Consider the following 20,069-nt stretch of genomic DNA (forward strand, 5'->3'; position numbering starts at 1 on the left):
AGGCAGCGCCCTCCTCTCCACTCCGGCGCTGCCACTTCAACGGGCAAGCCGCAGACGCACACTGCGTTCGTCTAGGCAGGAGTGGAAGCAAACAGATGGCTCGCAAGAGGAATTGTGAGCAACAGGGAGGTTAAAATGTCAGGACACACAGATCTTGAATACGACAACGGAACTGACTTTTTTACGATGCATTTTGACGGAGACCTAGAGATTACTGATCTCGATTTGGGACATTCGACTTATGCAGACGGCAAGGTCACGCGGGAGCATGACAAGGCAAAGGTTTATATTGACCACACGGAATACAGTGACACAGTCAATAGCGATACAAACCCCTATTATGATGAATGGAAAAACGGCACCCGAATTCTATTCAAATTCATCGGATCCTCTGGGGGAGATGAAGTACATTTCGAGGACAATGACTGCAGTTATGCTTGTGCGTTCGATTTGGGGGCAGGCAATGATATCTACGACGGTCTGGGCTCCTGGAAAATTCCCTTTGTCCATGTAGATTTGGGAACAGGAGACGACATAGCCAGATTTAGGGGCTCGCATGACAAGTCCCATCATACGACGGTGGACGGCGGTGATGGCAATGACAGCATATATTGCCACGACGGCGGCTATGCGGATATCGACGGCGGCGCCGGGGACGACTATATCGTCGTCACACAAAACACCAATGCACATCCAGGCCGGATCGCCGTCACGGGCGGCGCCGGCGACGATACATTCGTCATCACCCTTCAGGACGAACCCTTTCAGCCACCCATCTCTAATCATACAGGGTTGGGAACGGTTACATTCGCTCTCGATGTGATTCAGGATGCGCTTGGCTTAAGCCCCGGTACCGGGTTGGCCAGTAAGGGGATGGGCTATATTATCAATGCCATCAACTTCGGAACGCGAGAGGTTTCCCGCAGCCTCAACTATGCTTTCGCAGGTAAGTCGGAAGGGAACAACAGCGACCTAGACAGCAATGTACGGATCCTCGATTTTGATCTTCAGCATGATCAGCTGATCCAGGCCTTCTGCAATGCGAGCGATGGTCCTCAGCCTTATACCAACGAAGAAGGGCAGGGCCTAAACGACACCTTCAATCTGGTGTTCAGAAATGACGAGCAAAATATTGTCTCCGTCATCCAGCTCGACAAAGGCATCTTGACCGATATCAAAGATATCGCAGCTGCGCATGGTGAGACGTTGCGCGCGGGCTATGATACAGAAGTGCTAAAAAATCAGATCCTCAACAGCACGATCGCTTCAACGATTGTCGTGAAGAAAGTTGACGGCGCGATCTACATGATGACCCAAGGTGACGGTGAAAACGACAAAATTCAGCTGACTTCAGACAGTATCAAATCTCTGTTTGACGATCGCCTTGGCAATCATGATGACCTGACTGCTATGATCAACACGATGCGCAATGGCGACACATACTATGTTCTGGGCGAAAACGGCGTCAAAATGGGAGGCTCCATCTACGACGGTCACGATTGCGGCGCAAATACTGTCGTTGTCGGCTGCGACGGAAGCGAACTGATCTTCGGCGGCAAACCGAGTGACTGGCTGCAGGACAGCAATGGGGAGTGCCAGGCAAATAAACATGCAGCAACCGGCGGCAGCGAAATCTTCGCTTACGGCGGCAATGACATCATCTACGGCACATGGGGCACTGATTTCATTTATGCCGGCGATGGCAACGACACTGTTTCTGGCGGCAATGGCGACGACAGGATCTATGGCGACTCCGGTAACGACACGATCAACGGCGGTGGCGGTAACGACACGATCAACGGCGGTCGCGGTAATGACACGCTCACGGGCGGCGCCGGCAATGATGTGTTCGTCTTCACGCGGTCTCCAGATGCCCAAACCATCGACGAGATCCTAGAGAACCCCTTCAATGGTTTTGGCCATGACACCATCACCGATTTTGCACAAGGCGAAGACACGATAAGGCTGCAAGGCCTAGAAAGCCTAGATGGTATCTTCAACAGCTGGGATACTCTTCGGGACCATATTGAATATCGCGAGGTTTACGGTTTGGGCTATTGCGCTGTTCTGGACAACGGAAACTGTAGCGAAATCACCATCCAGTTGCAGGAAAACCAGCATCTGACGGAAAGCGATTTCATGTTCGCCTGATCATCAGACCTGAAAGACCATGCCGTGCGGCCGCAACCGGCCGCACGGCTTTTTCATGCGCTGCCGCAGGCCTGATCTCAAGGGATCGATGGCATTGCCAATGTCTCTGCGCTTTGCCGCAGATGGGCACTTGCGCTTCTGATCATGCGGTCATCTCGGCCGCAGGATCGGCCCACAGGCGGACGGCGTCTGCCCGGTCAGCTCGCCGACGGCCTGTGCCATGCCGTGCAGCTTCAGCTGTCGCAGCATGATGACGATCGCACCGCAACCAGTTCATATCGCCCCATGCGGCCCCTGCCATGCATTCGGTGTCTACAGCATCGGCCCGAAAGTCGGAATCGATTTTCGACAAGCACGATGCGTAGTTTCAATAAGTTAGAGCGTCCTTGGTGCATCCGAATGGATGCACGGCGCTCTAAGGGCTACGCAATGCTCTTTCGGGCGCGATTACCCGATTTCCATGCGGATGGAAGGCTGCCCCGACTTGCAGCCTCCCAAGATCTTGGCCCCAAAGCCTTCCGTTCAATGATGATCCGGAAACAAAAGGGGCCGCGTGACGACATGACCTTCGCCATCAAGGCGCACTGCTGGCCCGACGTCGGGCCGCTGTCTCGGCATTCGGTCTTGGCCATTTTTGGCACGCCGAGGCGAAAACTTGGCAATATTCGTAGAGCACGCCGCCCGCCCAACCCGCTTAATGAGGACAGATCGACACATCGCTGAATGTGTGGCGATGAACCCGGGGCCGGGCTGAAAAAGACCTCAGAGAGCCCCGCGACCGTTCGAGGGGTCTGCATGACACATGAACCAATCCTGGTGGCTGCGGGTATCAGCAAGCGATATGGCGGTGTCGCCGCGCTGAAAGATGCCAGTTTCGAATTGCGCAAGGGTGAAATTCTCGGCCTTTGCGGCGAGAACGGCGCCGGCAAAAGCACTCTGATCAAGATTCTCGGCGGCATCGTCATTCCCAATGAGGGAAGTCTGTCAATCGACGGCATTGCGATTGCCTTCGGCGAACGCCCGGACCCCGCGCTCCTGTCGATTGTTCACCAGGAATTGTCGGTCATCCCGCACCTCTCAGTGCTCGACAATATCATGCTGAATCGCAGGAAAACCACGGCAGGCCTTTATCTTCGCGGCCGGCTCGCGCAGGAAACGAAGGCGCTTCTGGCTCTCGTCGGGCTTGACCATGTCGATCACCGGACGCCGGCCGGAACCCTGACACTTGCCGAACAGCAGCTGATCGAAATTGCGCGCGGCCTGGCAAGCCAGTCGCAGGTGCTGCTGCTTGATGAGCCGACCGCAACACTCTCCGATGCCGAGATCAACAAGGTCTTCGCGGTGCTGCGCCAGTTGCGGGACCGCGGCACCACGATTGTTATCGTCAGCCATCGCCTGGCGGAGATCTTTGCTCTGACCGACCGTATTACCGTCTTCCGCAATGGCGAACATATCTTTACGAAAAACACCGAAGACCTCGATCCACAGTCACTGGTTCGCGCCATGATCGGCCGTGATGTCGAGCATGTAGCCAAGAGTGCGGGACGGGTCAGCCCGTCCGAAGCCCCGGCCCGAATTGAAGCCCGCACCCTTGGCGTGGCAGGCGGGTTCGGCCCGGTCGACTTTTCGGTTCGCCCGGGTGAAATCCTCGCCATCGTCGGCCAGCTTGGCTCGGGTGCCGATACCATTCTTGAAACCATGGCCGGTCTTCACAAGCCATCTCAGGGCGGACTGAGCCTGAATGGAACGCCTCTTTCCCTCCGCAGCATCGCCGATGCCTATCGCAATGGCATTGCCTATGTCGCGGAAGATCGCGCCGGGCGGGGAGTGTTCCTCACGGCCAGCATCGAGATCAACATCACCGCGCAAATCCTGAACAGGATCAGCCCGTTCGGCCTGATCTCTTCAAGCCTCAGCAAGAGCCGGGCCCTGCCGCTGGCACGTGCCTTCCAGATTGATGAGAAACGACTTTCGCATCAGGTTTCGACCCTGAGCGGCGGCAATCAGCAGAAGGTGTCGCTGGCAAAAGCAGCGGCAACCGAACCGCAGCTGCTGCTTCTCAATGAACCGACACGCGGCGTCGATGTCGGCGCACGCGCAGAAATCTATGCCCGGCTGCAGGCGCTGGCGAGCGAGGGACTGGCGATCGCCTTCTACTCGACGGACCTCGAAGAGGTCATGGAACTCGCGGACCGCATCGTCACCGTCTATCGCGGCAGGATCGTGCGCGATCTGCCGCATGACGAGACGGATTCCGATGAAATTCTGAAAGACATTCTGCACGGCCGACAGGAGACCGTCCAATGACATCTGCTTCGAGCACTTCCGTCTTCACCAAGGGCCGCAGCATGACCGCATTTTCACCGGCAAGAATGCATGCGACCGTCATTCAGCTCATCCTGTTGGCGATGATCATTCTGGCCGCTCTCACCGTGCCGAATTTTGCCTCGGCCAGCAACATCAGCGCCATTCTCTACACCGGTGCTCCGGTGGGCGTTGTTGCAATCGGCCTGGCCCTGATCACCCTGTCGGGCAATTTGTTTGTCCTGTCTCTTTCGGCAACGGCAGCCCTGGCGTCGATCATTTTCGCCATGCTTTCCTCGGGAAGCCTTCCGGCGGCCATCCTTGCGACCCTTCTTGCGGGCGCGGTGGTTGGGTTGATCCTGGGCGTGGTCGTCGTATCCTTTCGCAGCAATCCGATCATCACCTCGATTGCAGCGGCGTCACTGATCAGCGCGATTGCCCAGTATCTTTCCAGCGGCCGTACCGTACTGATTGATGCCGATACCGGCTGGCTCGGCAATGGCGCGCTTGTCTCCGGCCTGCCCTATCAGGCACTGATTTTCGTCGTTCTTGCCTTGATCCTCGAATTCATCATCGAACGGTCCCGCACCGGCAGAGAACTCAGGCTGACAGGCATGAACAAGGCAGCGGCAGCGCTCGCGGGGATCCGCACATCACGGGCTGCAATGCTTGCCTATCTCATCGCCGGCACGGCCGCAGCTGCTGCAGGCGTCATGATTGCAGCGCAGGCCGGTGCAGGCAATCTGCGGGTCGGTCAGGATCTCGATTTCAGCGCCATTGCCGCCGTCCTCATTGGTGGCGTCGGCATTAAGGGCGGGCGCGGCCGGGTGCTGGATGCCGCCGTCGGCGCCATTTTTGTCGCCGTTCTCTCCAACATCCTGCTGGTCAACGGCTTCTCCTATGAAGTTCAGCTCATGGTCAAGGGCCTTGCGGTCATCGGTTCGGTCATGCTTGGCGCTGCGCTGAGCCGCGAACGGAACTGATCGAAGCCACGAAAGGTTTGAAAGCGTGACAAGATCCCTCTCCTTCTATCTCCGCCTGGCTCTTCTGCCTGCTCTGGTCATCATCTTCAGCGTCATGACCACGGGTTTTCTCTCGATCGGCAACATCTATGCCATCGGCCAGACCTTCGCTGTCATCGCTCCCGTGGCCCTTGCAATCGGTCTGACCATGATTGCCGGCGAGCTCGATCTGAGCGTTGGCGCCATGGTGGCGCTTGCCGGCCTCATCATGGTCAAGTTCGGCGCGGATTACGCCGTGCTCGGCATCCTGGCCGCTGTCCTTTTCGGTGCGCTTGTCGGCGTTTTGAATGCGTGGCTGACCTTGCGGCTCAAGGTCTCGTCTCTGGTCACGACGCTCGGCATCATGATCGTCCTGCAGGGTGCCTCTGTCTGGCTTGAAGGCGGCAAGACAGCGATTTTCGATCATCTCGAAATGACGGATTTCGTCGGTCTCACGGTGGTTGGAATTTTCTCGCCCTGGAGCATCAGCGCACTTGTTCTGGGCGCTATCCTGTTCGTCGTCCTGTCCTTCACCAGGCTTGGTCGTGACATTTATGCCGCCGGCAGCGACCGCAAGGCTGCGCTGATGAGCGGGACCCGTATCCGCCCGGCCCTGATCATGGTCTTTGTCTGCGCCGGCGCTTTCGCCGCCATCGATGGCGTGCTGATGGCCATCAGCCTCGGCCGTGCATCCTCCCAGTTCGGTGGAAGTCTTCTCATCCAGTCTGTCACCGCAGCCATTCTTGGTGGCGTCGCACTGTCGGGCGGGGTCGGCAAGGTCTCCGGAATCCTTCTCGGTGCACTGATCCTGTCTGTCCTCAGCAATGGCCTGAGCTATATCGGCGCCGACAGTTCAACAATCCTGCTCGCCAATGGCGGGATCCTGCTCATCGTCGTTCTTTTCGAGAGCGCGCTGACAGAACGTTTCCTTCGCTCTTTCGGTCAATCAATCCAAACCAGCAAACACTAAAGGGGAATTTCATGCTTGACCTCAATCCGCGTTCCTTTCTGAAATCGCTGTTGCGCGGGGCCCTGCCTCTCGTCGTTGCCACGGGTGCGCTGGCCAGCGCGGCGCTCGCCGATGATGCCGCCGGCAAGAAAGTCATCTTCCTCGGCGCCGATGACATCTGCGAATACTGCGCTGCCTATAATGATGCGCTGCGCCTCTATGCCAAGGATGCCGATCTTGATCTCGAAGTCGTCACCAACAAGTTCGATGCCGCCCAGCAGGCGACCCAGATCACCCAGGCCATTGCCAAGAAGCCCGATCTGATCCTGCTCTGGACCATTGACGGCACGGCGCTGTTTCCCTCCATGCGCAAGATCGGCCAGGCCGGAATTCCGCTGCTCCTGACCGACGTTCAGCCCGATGCTACACATGATGATCTCTGGATCTCCTACAGCGGCGCCAATTATGAGGGCGAAGGCCGAGAAGCCGCAGACCTCATGCTCGAAACCTTCAAGGCGAAGGGCCTCGGCGAGGAAGGCGACGTCATCATGATCACCGGTATTGTCGGCCAGGCTCAGACCATGTCGCGATACAAGGGCTTTTCCGAGCGCCTCGCCGAAATCGCTCCCGGCATCAATATTGTCGCCCAGCAACCCGGCAACTGGGATACGGGCACCGCGATGGACGCCGCATCGGGCCTGCTGACAAAATATGGCAGCACGATCAAGGGCATCTATTCCGATGAAGATGTCATGATGAAGGGTGTCGTCGCCGCCGCAGATCGTGCCGGTGTCGATGTCACCAAACTCGCCATGGTTTCCGTCGGCTGCGAGCCGGCCGGTGTCGAGCTGCTGAAACAGGGCAAGCTTGATGCAACCCTTGGCCAGGCCCCTGCCGATGAGGCGCGCTATGCCATCGACAGCATTGTGAATTACTTCAGCGGAGCGAGCCTCGAAAAAAGCGTCTACACCCCCATGCCGATCGCCCGCAAGGCCAATGGCGGCGCCGAGTGCAAGCCCTGGGATCAGTTCTGATCCTCTGATCATCCTGAACGACGAGAGGCGCTCCGCTTGGCCGGAGCGCCTCTTGCTGTTGAGGCCTGTCCGGACTGCGACAGCAAGGCGCTCAGAGCAGGGATTTGGGCGTTACGCCGAATTCCTTCTTGAAGGAGCGGCCAAAGTGGGAAAGGTCGTTGAAGCCGAAATCCAGTGCGGCATCGGTGATGCTGCGGACCCTGCGCTCGGAAATGGCAGAATAGGCCGCCTGCAACCGACGTGTCTGCAGCCATCCCATCGGCGTCGTGCCGGTTTCAGCAAACAGCCGGCACAGGGTTCTGACAGAAACATTCTGCTCCCTTGCAACCTGCTGCAGTGTCAGTGAACTGTCTGCCATATGGGCGTTCAGATAACGTTTGACCTGCTCTATCTTCGAGCGGCTGGCCGCACTTTCGGCAGCGGTGTCGCCGGTTCCCTGCCTTACGGCAGCTGCAATCATGTCGAGCATGGATGGGCTGAGCTGCAGCAGTGCATCGCTTTCGACCGACGTCGCCAGACTGTGGGCTTCGCCAAGAAGCGTGCCGAGCAACTTGCCGAAAGGCGAACCACCGGACAGGATCACGCCGCCCAGCCGGTCGACATCAACCAGCCGCGAAGATGCGATCGGCCGCGGGATCCGCATCAGGATCGAGCGATACGCCTGATCATAACTATAGCTGTAGGGCCGACCGGAATCATAAAGCAGAATGTCGCCAGCGCGATGCATCACCGAATTGCCGTTCTGCTCAAACCGGCCTTCGCCGGAAACCATGAAGGAAACGAAGAAATCGTCACGCGGGCCACGTCGGACATCGAAGGCTTTGCGTTCATAGGCAATGCCGGTGGAGGCGACATCGCTGATTTCCGTGGTCCCGAATTCCTGCGTCCTGAGACTGGCATTGAAGCCGGAAACCGAGCGGACACGGCCGCTGCAAGGTGCATAGGTGCGGTAGACCAGCTCGTGCCAGTAATCGAAGCGCTCACCGGCGCTGATATCCCTCGTCGAAAACTGCTTTTCCATGACGCCTGCCTGTCTGGCTTCAACCCCTAACGTAATCTTTGCAATTTTCATGCCAAAACACAGCAATTTCTTGAGATTGGCATACCTTGACGCCGACAGGGTCGATGCCTTGCCTAACTACCTGACGAATTTCGTCAAATTCGGTCACGACGGGAAAGAAAGCCGCCGCCCTTCACCCTCTGAGAAGGGTCGGCAGCAGTGATCAACAACCCAGGTGATCAAAGTAGAGGCAATATGGCGCGGCTTCGAACGGCGGCCGTTCGTGCAGGTGAAGGGTCGATCTGGCACGAAACGGCGACAATCTGGCAACTGAGCACAAATTCGATGCCGCGCTTGCCGCTATCCTGCCTTCTCATTGCTGTTCGACGCTGACCGGGAACCATCATCAAGGCTATCCGGCTTGGCCGACAAGACTGAGGTGAAGGACCAACCAATGACCGAAGCCAGTTCCAAGACCCTGCGCCTGCTCATGCCCCAATGGCAGGGCGGCACCCTACCCGCCTATCATTTCGGTGCCCAGATGCTGAACTTTCTGGCGCCCGTCACCAAAGGCGACACGATCACCGTTCCAGTCGCAGCCCCTTCCGAGGCCGACCTTCCGGTTGAAGACGGCATTGTTGCCCGTACCGTCCTTTTGCAGCAGGCCGACGCCGCCGCCGCCATTCTTGCTGAACAATGCCCGGACCGTATCGTCGTCCTCGGTGGCGATTGCCTCGTTGACCTTGCCCCTTTCGCCTATCTGAGCGAACGCCATGGCGACGACCTGGCGGTCCTCTGGGTCGACTCCCATCCCGATATCCTGACGCCGGACCATTTTTCACACGCCCATGCCATGGTGCTCGGCAATCTCCTCGGCAAGGGCGATCGTGACTTTGCCTCCCGGGTCAGGAACCCCGTCAAGCCGCAGAATGTCATGTATGCTGGCCTTTACGACATGATGCCGCTGGAATGGGATTTCGTGCGCGGCAACGGCATGGCAATGGCCACCCCCGCCGAGCTTGCCGTTTCAAGCGACAAGGTGCTCGACTGGTTTCGGTCGACCGGCGCCAGCCGTCTGGCCATCCACCTCGACCTCGATGTTCTGGATCCGAAATTCTTCCGCTCGCTCTATTTCAGCAATCCTCTGGATGCGCCGGGCGTATTCGGAGCAACACCGGAAGGCCGGATGACCATGGACCAGGTCACGCGCCTGCTGAATGATGTCGCCGCGGTTGCCGATATTGTCGGCCTCGGGATCGCGGAACATCTTCCCTGGGACGCCATCGCATTGAAAAACATGCTGGAAAGCCTGCCTCTTATCGGCCAGACCGTCTGAAGAGGCACGGAGATCCCGGCAGGTGCTGCCATGCAGCCCCGCATGCAGGATATAAACAACAAGACTGGAGAACATAATGTACACTGTCGCATTCATCATGAAACGCAAACCCGGCATGAGCCTGGAAGAGTTTCTGGCCTATTACAAAGACCGTCACGGCCCGCGCATGGTCGAGCTGATCAAGGATGAAGGCCTGATCTCCTACGATCATTTTCCAGTCGATGTCGAAATAACCGATGGCCGCTACGTTGCAAAGGATGGGCCGGCCTATGATGCAATTTCGGTCTATACCTTCGAAACGCAGGAACAGGCCGAAAAATGCTGGGCTTTTCCAGAAGTGATCGCCGACAGCGAAGCCTTCATCGACTTTGAAACAATGGTTACGCTGCCGGCAGCACGTCGCAAGGTCTTTCCTCTCGGCTGATCGGTCGGGTTCAAAACATACGGCCAGCCGGCCGGCGTGTCATGTGATTGTCCGGCATCGTCAACGAACGGGCGGCCAGCCCCCCCCCGGACGGCCATCACTGGCTTCATGGGGCGCCTTACGCAGGACAGGCTCGCCTGCTCTGGCTTCTGGCGTAACGAGACCGCCTTCTCGCCCCGGCATCGACGGCGAGAAGGCGGCGCAACAGTACCGGCGGTCTCATGCGCACGCCACAAGTGGCCGACTTTTGCTCCGCCCCGTGGCCGGATTTTACTCCGCCGTTGACAAACGGCCATGATGAATGACCCCACCATCCAGGCGATACCGACGGCAATGCAGGACAGCACGAACAGCGGTATAACCGCCCGGCTTCTTTCTTCGGGATCTTCCGAACCGGAATCAGTTGCGTCTTTAGTCTTCCAGTCCGGCCAGCTGGAGAGAATCAACCCCAGTCCAGCCACGCAGGCAACGGCGACAATGAAGAGAAACGGCGAGACGGTCGGCGCAAAATTCAGGGCAATCGCTGCGGAACTCATCAACGGCCCGCCAGCCGCCCCGCCCGTGAATGCCAGGGTTGCAAGCGTTGCCGCCTGTCCCCGTTTGTGCGGCGGCGACAATTCATAAAGCGATGCGGACGCCATCGCGGTAATGCCACCCGTACCGATACCGTTCAGGAACCGTCCAGCGAGCAGCATTGTCACGTCATGCGCGAATGCAAAGGTCAGCGCTCCGGCCGCCGTGATGACCAGGCCGGGCAGCATCATGCGGCGGGGATCGCTAACGGACGAGCCGATCCGCGATGATACCAGAAGCGCAACGAGTGTCCCGAGTGCATAGGTGGCAAAAATCTCCGTCACCATGGCATGGCTGAGCGAGAACGTCTGCAGGTAGGTGGGATAGAGCGGGCTCGGAGCGGTGCTGCCCAGAAGGGCTGCAAAGACCGCGAGCGCAACCGAAGCGCGGGCCAGGAAATAGGATGGAACAGAGTGCATGGTGTGAGCTGATTGAGTCTGGTTTGATCGGATTGAAGACGACATGCCTGAGACAGTCAGAGGGCCGTGATAATGTATAAGCCCTTGAATAGATGAAGCGAATTCATTGTTGAAAATGGGAGAGCTGACGCTGCCATCGGCTTTCGAACTCCGAAAAGCTGAAAAGGCATACCGGCAAGGCTCTGGACAAACTGAACGTCAAATAGATTGACCAAGAGGGCATAGTCAAGGGACATCGCCAGATAGGCGGCCGGTCCGGGGCCGCAAGCCGCCCCTCCCCGGTTCGCGCTGAAGGCACCGGTTTTGGCCCCGCCCCTGAGCTCGGATCATCTCTGGCGACGTCCAGCTCGCTACGATCCGAATGAGCCAAACCCGAAAACACCGATCCTGATTGAGGCCACCGCCGATACGCCCAGCCTATCGGCGGCAATTTCGTCTGACCGCAGTTGATTTGTCCGCGAAAAGCTCAGACCGCAGCTCTGGCTTGACGGTTCAGCACTGCCTGCAGCAGCACGAAAACGAGCGGAACGGCGAAAACGGCGGCGCTTGCCAGAGCGATATCGGGATAGCTCAATCCGCCCTTGAGCACGACCGCACCGACGACAGCGCCCAATCCATTGCCCAGATTGAAAGCCCCGATATTGACCGACGACGCAAGACTGGACATGCCCTCGGCGGCCGACATCACCCGCATCTGCATTGTCGGCACAAGGGCAAAACACAGACCGCCCCAGACGAACAGCAGCAGCAGCGTCGGAATATACTGATCGACCACGAAGACCAGGGCGATCAGAACGACAATCAGACCAATGAGCGTTCCGACCAGGGTCCATTGCAGGGATCGGTCAGCCGCCCGCCCGCCGAGAGAATTGCCGACCGTCATGCCAAGTCCGACAACGACGAGAGCAACTGATATCATGCTGGCCGATGCACCCATGGAATGTTCCAGGATCGGTGCGACATAGGTGAAGACGGTGAATTGCCCTGTCGATGTCAGCACCGTCATGCCGAGAGCAAGCAGCACGGGTCGCCGCAGCAACATTGCAATTTCCGCCCTGGCATCCCCTTCCGCATCTGGCGCCAGATGCGGCAATGCGCGCGAAAGCGCGATCGCGGTCAGAATGCTGAACCCGACAATGACCAGGAACGGTACCCGCCAGCCAGCCAGGTCACCCAGATATGTCATCGCCGGCACACCGGCAACATTGGCCACCGTCAGCCCCATGAACACAGCCGCAACGGCGCCCGCCTGCCGATCCGCCGGCACCAGGCTTGCGGCGACAATCGCACCAACACCAAAGAATGTTCCCTGGCAAAGCGCCGTCAGGCCCCTTGCAGCCAGAAGCACCTGATAGGTCGGGGAGATCGCCGCGAGCAGGTTACCAAGTGCCAGAATGAGCGCCAATATGATCAGGAGCCGATTTCGTGATATGCGCCCCGACAGCAAGGTCACCAATGGAGCAAAAATCGTGACCCCGAACGCGTAGGCTGTGACGACCAGTCCGGCATTCGGAATCGAAACATTCAGATCGCTTGCGATCATCGGCAGGAGACCCATCGGAGAGAACTCCGTCAGGCCGATGGAGAAAGAGCCCAGTGACAGGGCCAGCAATGCCGGATTCAGTTTCATTGTTCTTGATTTCACCTTGGCTCAAGGCTCTTCAGAGAGCGGGAGATGATTTGATTCCAGCTGCATATGGACGAAATCTGCCGATGACGTTAGACCAGTGGCAAGCAACCCACTTTTGACTGTGAGGCAAAGATAGAGACCGGTTCAGACAAGATGCGCGAGATGGAAGTCTTTGTGGCGGTGCTCGATGCGGGGAGCTTCTCGGGCGCTGCGCGACAGCTCGGCATGACACCTTCGGGCGTCAGTCGAACCATCAACCGAACCGAAAGCCGGCTTGGCGTCAGGCTCCTGACGCGGTCGACCCGGGCCCTGCAAATCACCGAGGAAGGACAGCGCTTCGGGATCGTGGCCCGCCGCATCATCAAGGAACTTGCAGAGGCCGAAGACGAGATTTCGGCGGGCAGCGGCCCATCGGGCCTGCTGCGCATATCGGCGGCGGTATCGCATGGTCGCTTGAGGATCGTTCCTCTGCTGGAAGAATTCTCCCGTCTCTATCCGGCCATCCAGATAGATTTGACCCTGACGGATCTTCTGGAAGATCCATCACAGGGCATGACGGATGTCTCCATCCGCTTCGGAAAGCTGGCCGACAGCAGCCTGATGGCCCGCAAATTGGGTGAAGAGCCCATGGCCGTGGTGGCAGCGCCTGCCTATCTGCAGGCCCGCGGGGTCCCGCATCACCCGGAGGATCTCAAGGCTCACCAATGTCTGCTTTTCAATTTCGATCAGTCACGCTCACGTTGGCCTTTCCTGGACAAGGGGCGAAAGATCGAGGTGCAGGTGAGTGGCAGTTTTCAGGCCAACAGCGGCGAAGCGCTCGGCATGCTTGCCGTGTCCGGCCTTGGCATCGCACGTGTGGGCAGGTTCGCCGTTGAAGCAGAACTGCGCTCAGGGGCTCTGACGGAAATTTTGGAACCCTATTGCGCCAACGACCAGCACCCGGTCCATGCCCTGTTCGTTGGCGGGCCGGCGCTTCCCGGCCGTGTCCGGGCGCTGGTCGACTTCCTGGCGGATCGGTTGAATTAGCAGGTCGACAAAGTCAATTCCACGTTTCCCCTCTAATAACAAGTAGTACTAAAGCTGCGTCTCGGGCCTCCCTGGCGACTAACGAAAGACCGAGCCGAAAGCCGGTTGGTCGTCTCCGAGGCAACATCACAAATAAACTGATGTATTGTTTTTAGTTATTTGGAAATAGGCCCGTTTATCCCTAGGCAGATTGAGAACCTCTGTCCGTAACACAGGTAAATTGTGTGCGGCCAAGAGACACGAAAGAGGTGGGACGCCTCTTTCATCAACTGCCACCGGGGAATTCGGCATCACATTTGCCGAATCACGTCATGCAGATCTGACTGCGACTGGCAGCCAGTCTGCGAGGGGACAATGTGTCATGAACTTTCTGACCGCACTGGTCTGTGCCTTTCTGTCTGCCATTTTCGGCCATCGTGCCGGCCGGCTGCCGATGCGCCGCCGCCGTCATCTGTCGCGCCAGCTTGCCTGCTTTTCGCTGGCCTTCACGCTCGTGCTGCCGCTGTTTGCCGCCTCCGTGCCGGCGATCGTGCCACGCGCTGAGGCCGCTGAGATTCCGACGCTCAGTTGCAAGTCTGAAGGCTGGGTACTTAATACTGCCAGTCTCTCTTCAACATCAGCGCTCCAGTCGGGCGTGGATCCGCATTGGGAGATAACCGCAGTCAATGGTCCCAGTGTCAGCGGTGCCCAGTACCCGGCGGGGAGCGTGACTTTCCAGCCGGCCATAATACTGGCTAATAAGTACCTTCAGCAGCAATATCCCTATGCCAAGGGATTTACCAATGCGAACTGGATCTCCTATTCGGATTCGGGTCAGCAAACCTCTGATTTTCATGACTACTATTTGCGTTATCGATTTAATCTCGATCCCGATACCGATCCCAGTTCGCTTAAGCTGGAAATGGACTACTATGCCGATGACTCGATTGCAGCCGTCTTTGTAAATAGGCTGAGCCAGAACGTTTCGAGTCCTATTTCTGAGGGCAGATATGACTATACCAATAATGGTTGGGAAGCCGGTCATCAGGCTCAGGGCAAGTTACAGGGAAACTTCCAGACTGGCCTCAACGAGATCGTCATTCAGGTCAAGTCCGCTCTTGATGCGACGGGATTTCTTGCCCAGTTCACTGCCTCGAGTGTTTGTAATCCGGCTGCCCCGCCCAAGATCAAGCTTTCCGGCGTGGCGAAAGTCAATGGTCAGGAAAATGCCACCTTCAAGCCCGGCGATACCGTGACATTCAACTACACGGTCAGCAATCCGGGCCCGACACCTGTGTCCTCGGTCAGGTTGAACTATGACAATCCGCCGGCCTTCGGGTCCCGGACGAACGTTCAGCCGATGCCGGATCTTGCCATAGGTGCGGCAGAGACGCCCTTTGCGGTTTCCTATACAGCCACGCAAGCGGATTTTTCCAGCGGCGAGATTACCAATACTGCACTGGCCGCGGCCATCGGCAATGGCATCTCGGTTGAAACCGATCCGGTCACGCTAAGGGTTCAGGCCAGTCAGATCGGCAGCTTCGATGCAAATAAGGACGTCTACAACACGACGGCGAACACGAAGGACTATTACCGTGAAGGTGATGTCCTGCATTACACGATCACGGTGAAGAATACGGGGTCGGTGGCACTGACGAATACGCGTCCGGATGACCAGACGCTGGCGCAGAAGGGTATCACGCTGCGCATCGAAAGCGGCTCGGAACCGCTTCAGCCCGGAGCGCAGATTGTCTATGGCGCAGACTACAAGGCAACCGCTGCCGATGTGGATGCCGGCAGCCTCACCAACATCGCGACGGTTTCCCCGCGCGATGCCAATGGCAATGACCTGGAACGCCTGACGCGGGAGGCGAAGATTAATGCCCAGGCACCGTCCTATGACTTCACGCTTCAGAAGGATGCGAAGGTTGAGGATGGCACGGCGGACGGTCGCTATTCGGCGGTCGGCCAGACGGTTTCCTACGCATTCAAGGTGAGCAATACCGGCGATACGGTGATCCGCGATGTCAATATCGCGGACACGGACCTTCCGGGTCTTGTCTGGAAGGAGGGCCAGACGATTGCCTCGATCGAACCGGGACAGAGCGCGACGATCCAGGCCACCTACAAGGTGACACAGGTCGATCTTGACCGGGGCCAGATCCACAATACCGCCTCTGCCACGGCAAACAAGCGCGACGGCAACCCCGTCGATGGCGGCTCACGTACGGATGACGCCACAGTCTATGCTGCCCAGAAGGGGGATCTTTCGATCGTCAAGTCGGTCAAGGTGGACGGGCAGGATGTCCGCACCTACAAGCTTGGCAGCAAGATCGTCTATTCCTTCAAGGTGACCAATAACGGCAATGTTGCCGTCGACAATATCGCCGTTCGCGATGATGACCTCAAATCGGGGATCACCATCCAGCCGGGGTCTTTGACCAGCCTGCAACCCGGTGGTTCAACGGATTTCTACACCTCGACCTATGTGGCGACGCAGGCCGATATGGACGCCGGGCAGATTACCAATGCCAATGCGGTTGCCAGCGGCACTACAAAGGCCAGCGGCCAGCCGGTGACATCACCGCCTTCCAATGCCGTGACGATCTCGTCTGCGCAGGCCCCGGGCCTGACGCTTTCGAAGGACGGCTCGGTTGCCAATAGCCGTGGCGATAACAAATACGCCGCCGGCGAGACGATCAGCTATACGTTCAATCTCGAAAATACCGGTAACGTGACGCTGAGCAACATCACGATCACGGACAACGTCCTGCCTGCTGGCACGGTGTACAGTCCGGCTTCTGTTGCAACGCTGGCTCCGGGGAATACGGCCCGGATCTCCGCCAGCTACAAAGCCACACAGGACGATGTCGACAACGGCAGGATCGTCAACACGGCAACGGCGCACAGCACTCTGCCCGGCGGCGGCAAGGGCCCCGATTCGGCGCCTTCGACCAAGACACTTGATGCGTATCAGAATGCGGTGCTGACACTGGCGAAGACGGGAAGCGTGCAGAACAGCGATGATGGTTATTACACCTATGTCGGTCAGACGGTTCGATACGCGCTGACGGTCGAAAACACCGGCAATATCAAGCTGACCAATGTGACGATCGACGATCCGAATCTCAGCTGGGAGCAGGGCAACACCGTCGCCACGCTTTCGCCGGGCCAGAAGACGTCGCTTTACGGATCCTACAAGCTCAAGGCGGAGGACCTTAAGCGCGGCGAATTCACCAACACGGCCAATGCCCAGGCTACGGCCAATCTTTCGACCAAAGCGCTGACAGTTGTTCACGCGAATGAGGCGCATTACACGGTTGAGGCCAATCTTCTACCGGCGCTGAAAACCACCAAGACGGCGACCATCAAGGGACGCCCGGACAATAGCTATCAGGCCGTGGGCGATGAGATCGACTACACGATCAAGGTCGAAAACACCGGTAATGTGGCGATGACCAACATCACACTGAAGGATGACCTTCTGACCGGTCTCGGCATTGTGCCGACACCCGACGATCCGTCGAAGGTGGCAAGCCTTGCGCCGGGTGAGACCGTAACCTTCACTGCCGCCTACAATGTTACCCAGAGCGATCTCGACAACGGGTCCGTCACCAATGTGGCCAGTGCCAGCGGCACGCCGCCCGGCGATCTGCCGCCGGTCGACAGCCCGCCCGATACGGTGACCTCCGATGCCGGAGCGCAGCCTGGCTTCACCGTGGTCAAGAGTGGTACGATCGACGATGGCGGCGTTCGCTATGACAGCACCGATGACACGATCACCTATCACTTCGTGGTGAAGAACACCGGCAATGTCACGCTGAAGGATATCAGCGTCACCGACAAGTCGCTGCCGCTGACCGTGACGCCTGACAAGGCCCTCACAGATCTTGGTCCGGGTGCGGAGGCAGGTTTCACCGCCCATTACAAGGTGACTGTGGACGACCTTGATCGCGGTTCGATCACCAATATCGCAACCGGCCACGCCAACAGGCTCGACGGTACGCCGACGGGAGACGTGGACAGTAACCAGGTCGTCCTTGAGGCCAGCCAGAATGCGAGCCTTGGCCTTAAGAAGGATGGCGCGGTCATCAATCGTGTCTCGGACATCTATGTTGTCGGCGATACGATCGAATACACCTTCACGGTGACAAATACCGGCAATGTCACGATGAACAGCATCTCGATCATTGATGACCTTCTGGATGGAAAGGCAACGATCAATCCGTCCGTCTATGCTGAGCTGAAGCCGGGCGACAGCACGCCCTTCACAGCACAGTACAAGGCGACCCAGGCTGATGTCGACAACGGTGCGATCATCAACCATGCCACGCTGACGGCCAAACTGCGCGACGGCAGCGACCTTGCCGATCCTCCGAAGGCCGAGCACCGGATCAATGCCGATGCCAGGCCCGGTCTGGTGATCCACAAGACCGGCGTGCTCAACGACGACAACGACAACAAGATTGGCGACAAGGGCGAGACGATCACCTACACGTTCGAGGTCGAAAACACCGGCAATACCACCATCAATGATGTCCGCATCGTTGACGCTATGCTTGACGGTGCGGGTGTGAAGACCAGCCCGGAGACGCTCGACAGCCTCAAACAGGGAGAAAAGCAGGTATTCACAGCGATCTATCCGCTATCGGACAGCGACGCTAAGGGGTCCAGCGTGACCAATGAAGCGCATGCCTCAGGCACACGGCCCGGCGACGGCTCGCCCTTCGACAGCGACCCGGATACGGTAACCGTTTCCTGGGTGGCGCCTTCGACGCTGAAGGTCGAGAAAACCGGCACCTATAATGATGTCGACCAGAACGCCTATGCGTCTCTCGGCGATACGATCACCTATGAGGTCACCATCACCAATGACGGTGGCCAGACGGCCGAAGACGTGCTGCCGGTCGATCAGGGCGTGAGCTTTGATGGCCATGAGGCCACCGGCACGCTCGCCGCCTTCGATCCCTCCGGGCCAGTGACGCTGGCACCGGGCGCCTCGCAGCACTACACCGTGACCTACACGCTGAGTGAGGCGGATATTGAAGCTGCGGCTGGCAAGGATGAGGCGGTGATCAACCAGGCAACGGCCACCGGCCGTGCCGGAAAGCAACAGCTGCCCGCCAATATCGCGACAGCCAAGGTAAGCCTGCCGCGCACCGAGCCCGCCGATATTTCGGTGGTCAAGACGGCAGGCATCCGCACGGTGCATCGCGGCCAGAAAGCCCCGTTCACCATCCTCGCCACCAATAACAGCGACCGTCAGGTCACAGGCTTCAGCGTTGTCGACACCATTCCTTCGGGCTTCCGCTATGTCACGGGCACGGCAACGATCAATGGTCAATCCGTGACTCCGGTTGTTGCCGGGCGCCAGGTCCGCTTCGAGAACCTGACGCTCAAGCCGAAGGAGCAGCTGACGATCTTCTTGCAGATGATGGCCCTGTCGACGGTATCACCGGGCACCTACACCAATGTCGCGATTGCCGATGATGGAAAGGGCAATTCCATCTCGGGTCGGGGCGAGGCATCGGTGGTCATCGCTGTCGATCCGGTGTTTGACTGCTCGGATATCATCGGCCGCGTGTTCGACGACAAGAACGGCGATGGTTACCCCGATGATGGCGAACCGGGACTGCCGGGCGTCAGGGTTGCAACCGTCAACGGTCTGCTGGTGACCACCGATCCGTATGGCCGGTTCCACATCGCCTGCGCGGACCTGCCCGACAACACGATCGGTAGCAACTTCATCCTGAAACTGGATGAGCGGACACTGCCACAGGGCTATCACATGACGACGGAGAACCCGCGTGTCATGCGCCTGACGGCCGGTAAGATGATCAAGTTCAACTTCGGTGCGGAGGCCGGCACGGTGATCGGACTGGAGATTACCGATGATGCCTTCCTCAAGGATGAGGCCGCACTGAGCCCCGACTGGGATCAGGGCCTTGACCAGCTGATTGCCGTGCTGAAACAGCAGCCGGCGCCGCTCAGGATCAATTACCGCGTCAAGCATAATGGCGCATTGCAGAAAATGCGTGCAGACGCGCTCAGCGAGGCGATCCAGGCACGCTGGAAAAAGGCCGACGGCAAGAAGCCACTCGATATAGAAGTGCGCACCGAAACCGGAGGCTGACCGCTCGCGCGGCCGATTTCCGGTCCGCTCCGCGGACGTTACAGCAGCCCCGGGCACCCGGGGCTGCTCCCAACTGCAGACAAACCCGTCGATGTTTCGGCGGGTTTTTC

The 20,069-nt window shown here is 58.4% G+C and carries 11 protein-coding genes; 8 read left to right on the forward strand and 3 right to left on the reverse strand.

What is annotated here, in order from left to right; genetic code table 11:
• Window positions 1-135 precede the first annotated feature (135 nt).
• From HCK86_RS12455 to HCK86_RS12475, 5 genes are all read left to right on the forward strand, one after another.
• Window positions 136-2,151 (forward strand): hypothetical protein, encoded by a 2,016-nt coding sequence (locus tag HCK86_RS12455; RefSeq protein ID WP_176084790.1) that lies wholly within the window; start codon window positions 136-138, stop codon window positions 2,149-2,151.
• 795 nt (window positions 2,152-2,946) lie between these two features.
• A complete protein-coding gene (locus HCK86_RS12460) occupies window positions 2,947-4,458 on the forward strand; it encodes a sugar ABC transporter ATP-binding protein (RefSeq protein WP_176084791.1) in 1,512 nt (503 codons plus the stop codon).
• Window positions 4,455-5,438, forward strand: coding sequence for an ABC transporter permease (locus HCK86_RS12465; RefSeq protein ID WP_176084792.1), 984 nt, complete (start codon window positions 4,455-4,457; stop codon window positions 5,436-5,438). The genes HCK86_RS12460 and HCK86_RS12465 overlap by 4 nt, the downstream gene beginning before the upstream one ends.
• A gap of 25 nt (window positions 5,439-5,463) precedes the next feature.
• Window positions 5,464-6,426 (forward strand): ABC transporter permease, encoded by a 963-nt coding sequence (locus HCK86_RS12470; protein ID WP_176084793.1) that lies wholly within the window; start codon window positions 5,464-5,466, stop codon window positions 6,424-6,426.
• An 11-nt stretch (window positions 6,427-6,437) separates the two neighbouring features.
• Window positions 6,438-7,439, forward strand: coding sequence for a sugar ABC transporter substrate-binding protein (locus tag HCK86_RS12475; RefSeq protein WP_176084794.1), 1,002 nt, complete (start codon window positions 6,438-6,440; stop codon window positions 7,437-7,439).
• Window positions 7,440-7,530: 91 nt separating this feature from the next.
• Here HCK86_RS12475 and HCK86_RS12480 read toward each other — a convergent pair whose 3' ends face one another.
• The gene (locus HCK86_RS12480; RefSeq protein WP_176084795.1) at window positions 7,531-8,460 is read right to left on the reverse strand and encodes a helix-turn-helix domain-containing protein; all 930 of its coding nucleotides are present in this window, start codon (window positions 8,458-8,460) and stop codon (window positions 7,531-7,533) included.
• A 433-nt stretch (window positions 8,461-8,893) separates the two neighbouring features.
• Here HCK86_RS12480 and HCK86_RS12485 point away from each other — a divergent pair, with 433 nt between their 5' ends.
• Window positions 8,894-9,775: an arginase family protein gene (locus tag HCK86_RS12485; protein ID WP_176084796.1), complete on the forward strand. Its 882-nt coding sequence runs from the start codon at window positions 8,894-8,896 to the stop codon at window positions 9,773-9,775.
• A 285-nt stretch (window positions 9,776-10,060) separates the two neighbouring features.
• Here HCK86_RS12485 and HCK86_RS12490 read toward each other — a convergent pair whose 3' ends face one another.
• Window positions 10,061-11,236, reverse strand: a complete 1,176-nt coding sequence (locus tag HCK86_RS12490; protein WP_176084797.1) for an MFS transporter — start codon at window positions 11,234-11,236, stop codon at window positions 10,061-10,063.
• 421 nt (window positions 11,237-11,657) lie between these two features.
• A complete protein-coding gene (locus tag HCK86_RS12495) occupies window positions 11,658-12,821 on the reverse strand; it encodes an MFS transporter (protein WP_176084798.1) in 1,164 nt (387 codons plus the stop codon).
• A 162-nt stretch (window positions 12,822-12,983) separates the two neighbouring features.
• Here HCK86_RS12495 and HCK86_RS12500 point away from each other — a divergent pair, with 162 nt between their 5' ends.
• Window positions 12,984-13,847, forward strand: a complete 864-nt coding sequence (locus HCK86_RS12500) for a LysR family transcriptional regulator (protein ID WP_246739570.1) — start codon at window positions 12,984-12,986, stop codon at window positions 13,845-13,847.
• 361 nt (window positions 13,848-14,208) lie between these two features.
• Complete coding sequence (locus tag HCK86_RS12505) at window positions 14,209-19,959, forward strand: choice-of-anchor D domain-containing protein (RefSeq protein WP_176084800.1); 5,751 nt, start codon at window positions 14,209-14,211, stop codon at window positions 19,957-19,959.
• Window positions 19,960-20,069: the final 110 nt, after the last annotated feature.

This window comes from Martelella sp. HB161492, assembly GCF_013184775.1.
In the GTDB taxonomy this organism is placed as follows: Bacteria; Pseudomonadota; Alphaproteobacteria; order Rhizobiales; family Rhizobiaceae; genus Martelella.

What these genes read in the sequence shown, in the direction of transcription:
- HCK86_RS12475 (WP_176084794.1), top strand. Translation starts at nt 6,438, where the DNA reads ATGCTTGACCTCAATCCGCGTTCCTTTCTGAAATCGCTGTTGCGCGGG.
- HCK86_RS12485 (WP_176084796.1), top strand. Translation starts at nt 8,894, where the DNA reads ATGACCGAAGCCAGTTCCAAGACCCTGCGCCTGCTCATGCCCCAATGG.
- HCK86_RS12505 (WP_176084800.1), top strand. Translation starts at nt 14,209, where the DNA reads ATGAACTTTCTGACCGCACTGGTCTGTGCCTTTCTGTCTGCCATTTTC.
- HCK86_RS12495 (WP_176084798.1), bottom strand. Translation starts at nt 12,821, where the DNA reads ATGAAACTGAATCCGGCATTGCTGGCCCTGTCACTGGGCTCTTTCTCC.
- HCK86_RS12500 (WP_246739570.1), top strand. Translation starts at nt 12,984, where the DNA reads ATGGAAGTCTTTGTGGCGGTGCTCGATGCGGGGAGCTTCTCGGGCGCT.
- HCK86_RS12460 (WP_176084791.1), top strand. Translation starts at nt 2,947, where the DNA reads ATGACACATGAACCAATCCTGGTGGCTGCGGGTATCAGCAAGCGATAT.
- HCK86_RS12490 (WP_176084797.1), bottom strand. Translation starts at nt 11,236, where the DNA reads ATGTCGTCTTCAATCCGATCAAACCAGACTCAATCAGCTCACACCATG.
- HCK86_RS12455 (WP_176084790.1), top strand. Translation starts at nt 136, where the DNA reads ATGTCAGGACACACAGATCTTGAATACGACAACGGAACTGACTTTTTT.
- HCK86_RS12465 (WP_176084792.1), top strand. Translation starts at nt 4,455, where the DNA reads ATGACATCTGCTTCGAGCACTTCCGTCTTCACCAAGGGCCGCAGCATG.
- HCK86_RS12480 (WP_176084795.1), bottom strand. Translation starts at nt 8,460, where the DNA reads ATGGAAAAGCAGTTTTCGACGAGGGATATCAGCGCCGGTGAGCGCTTC.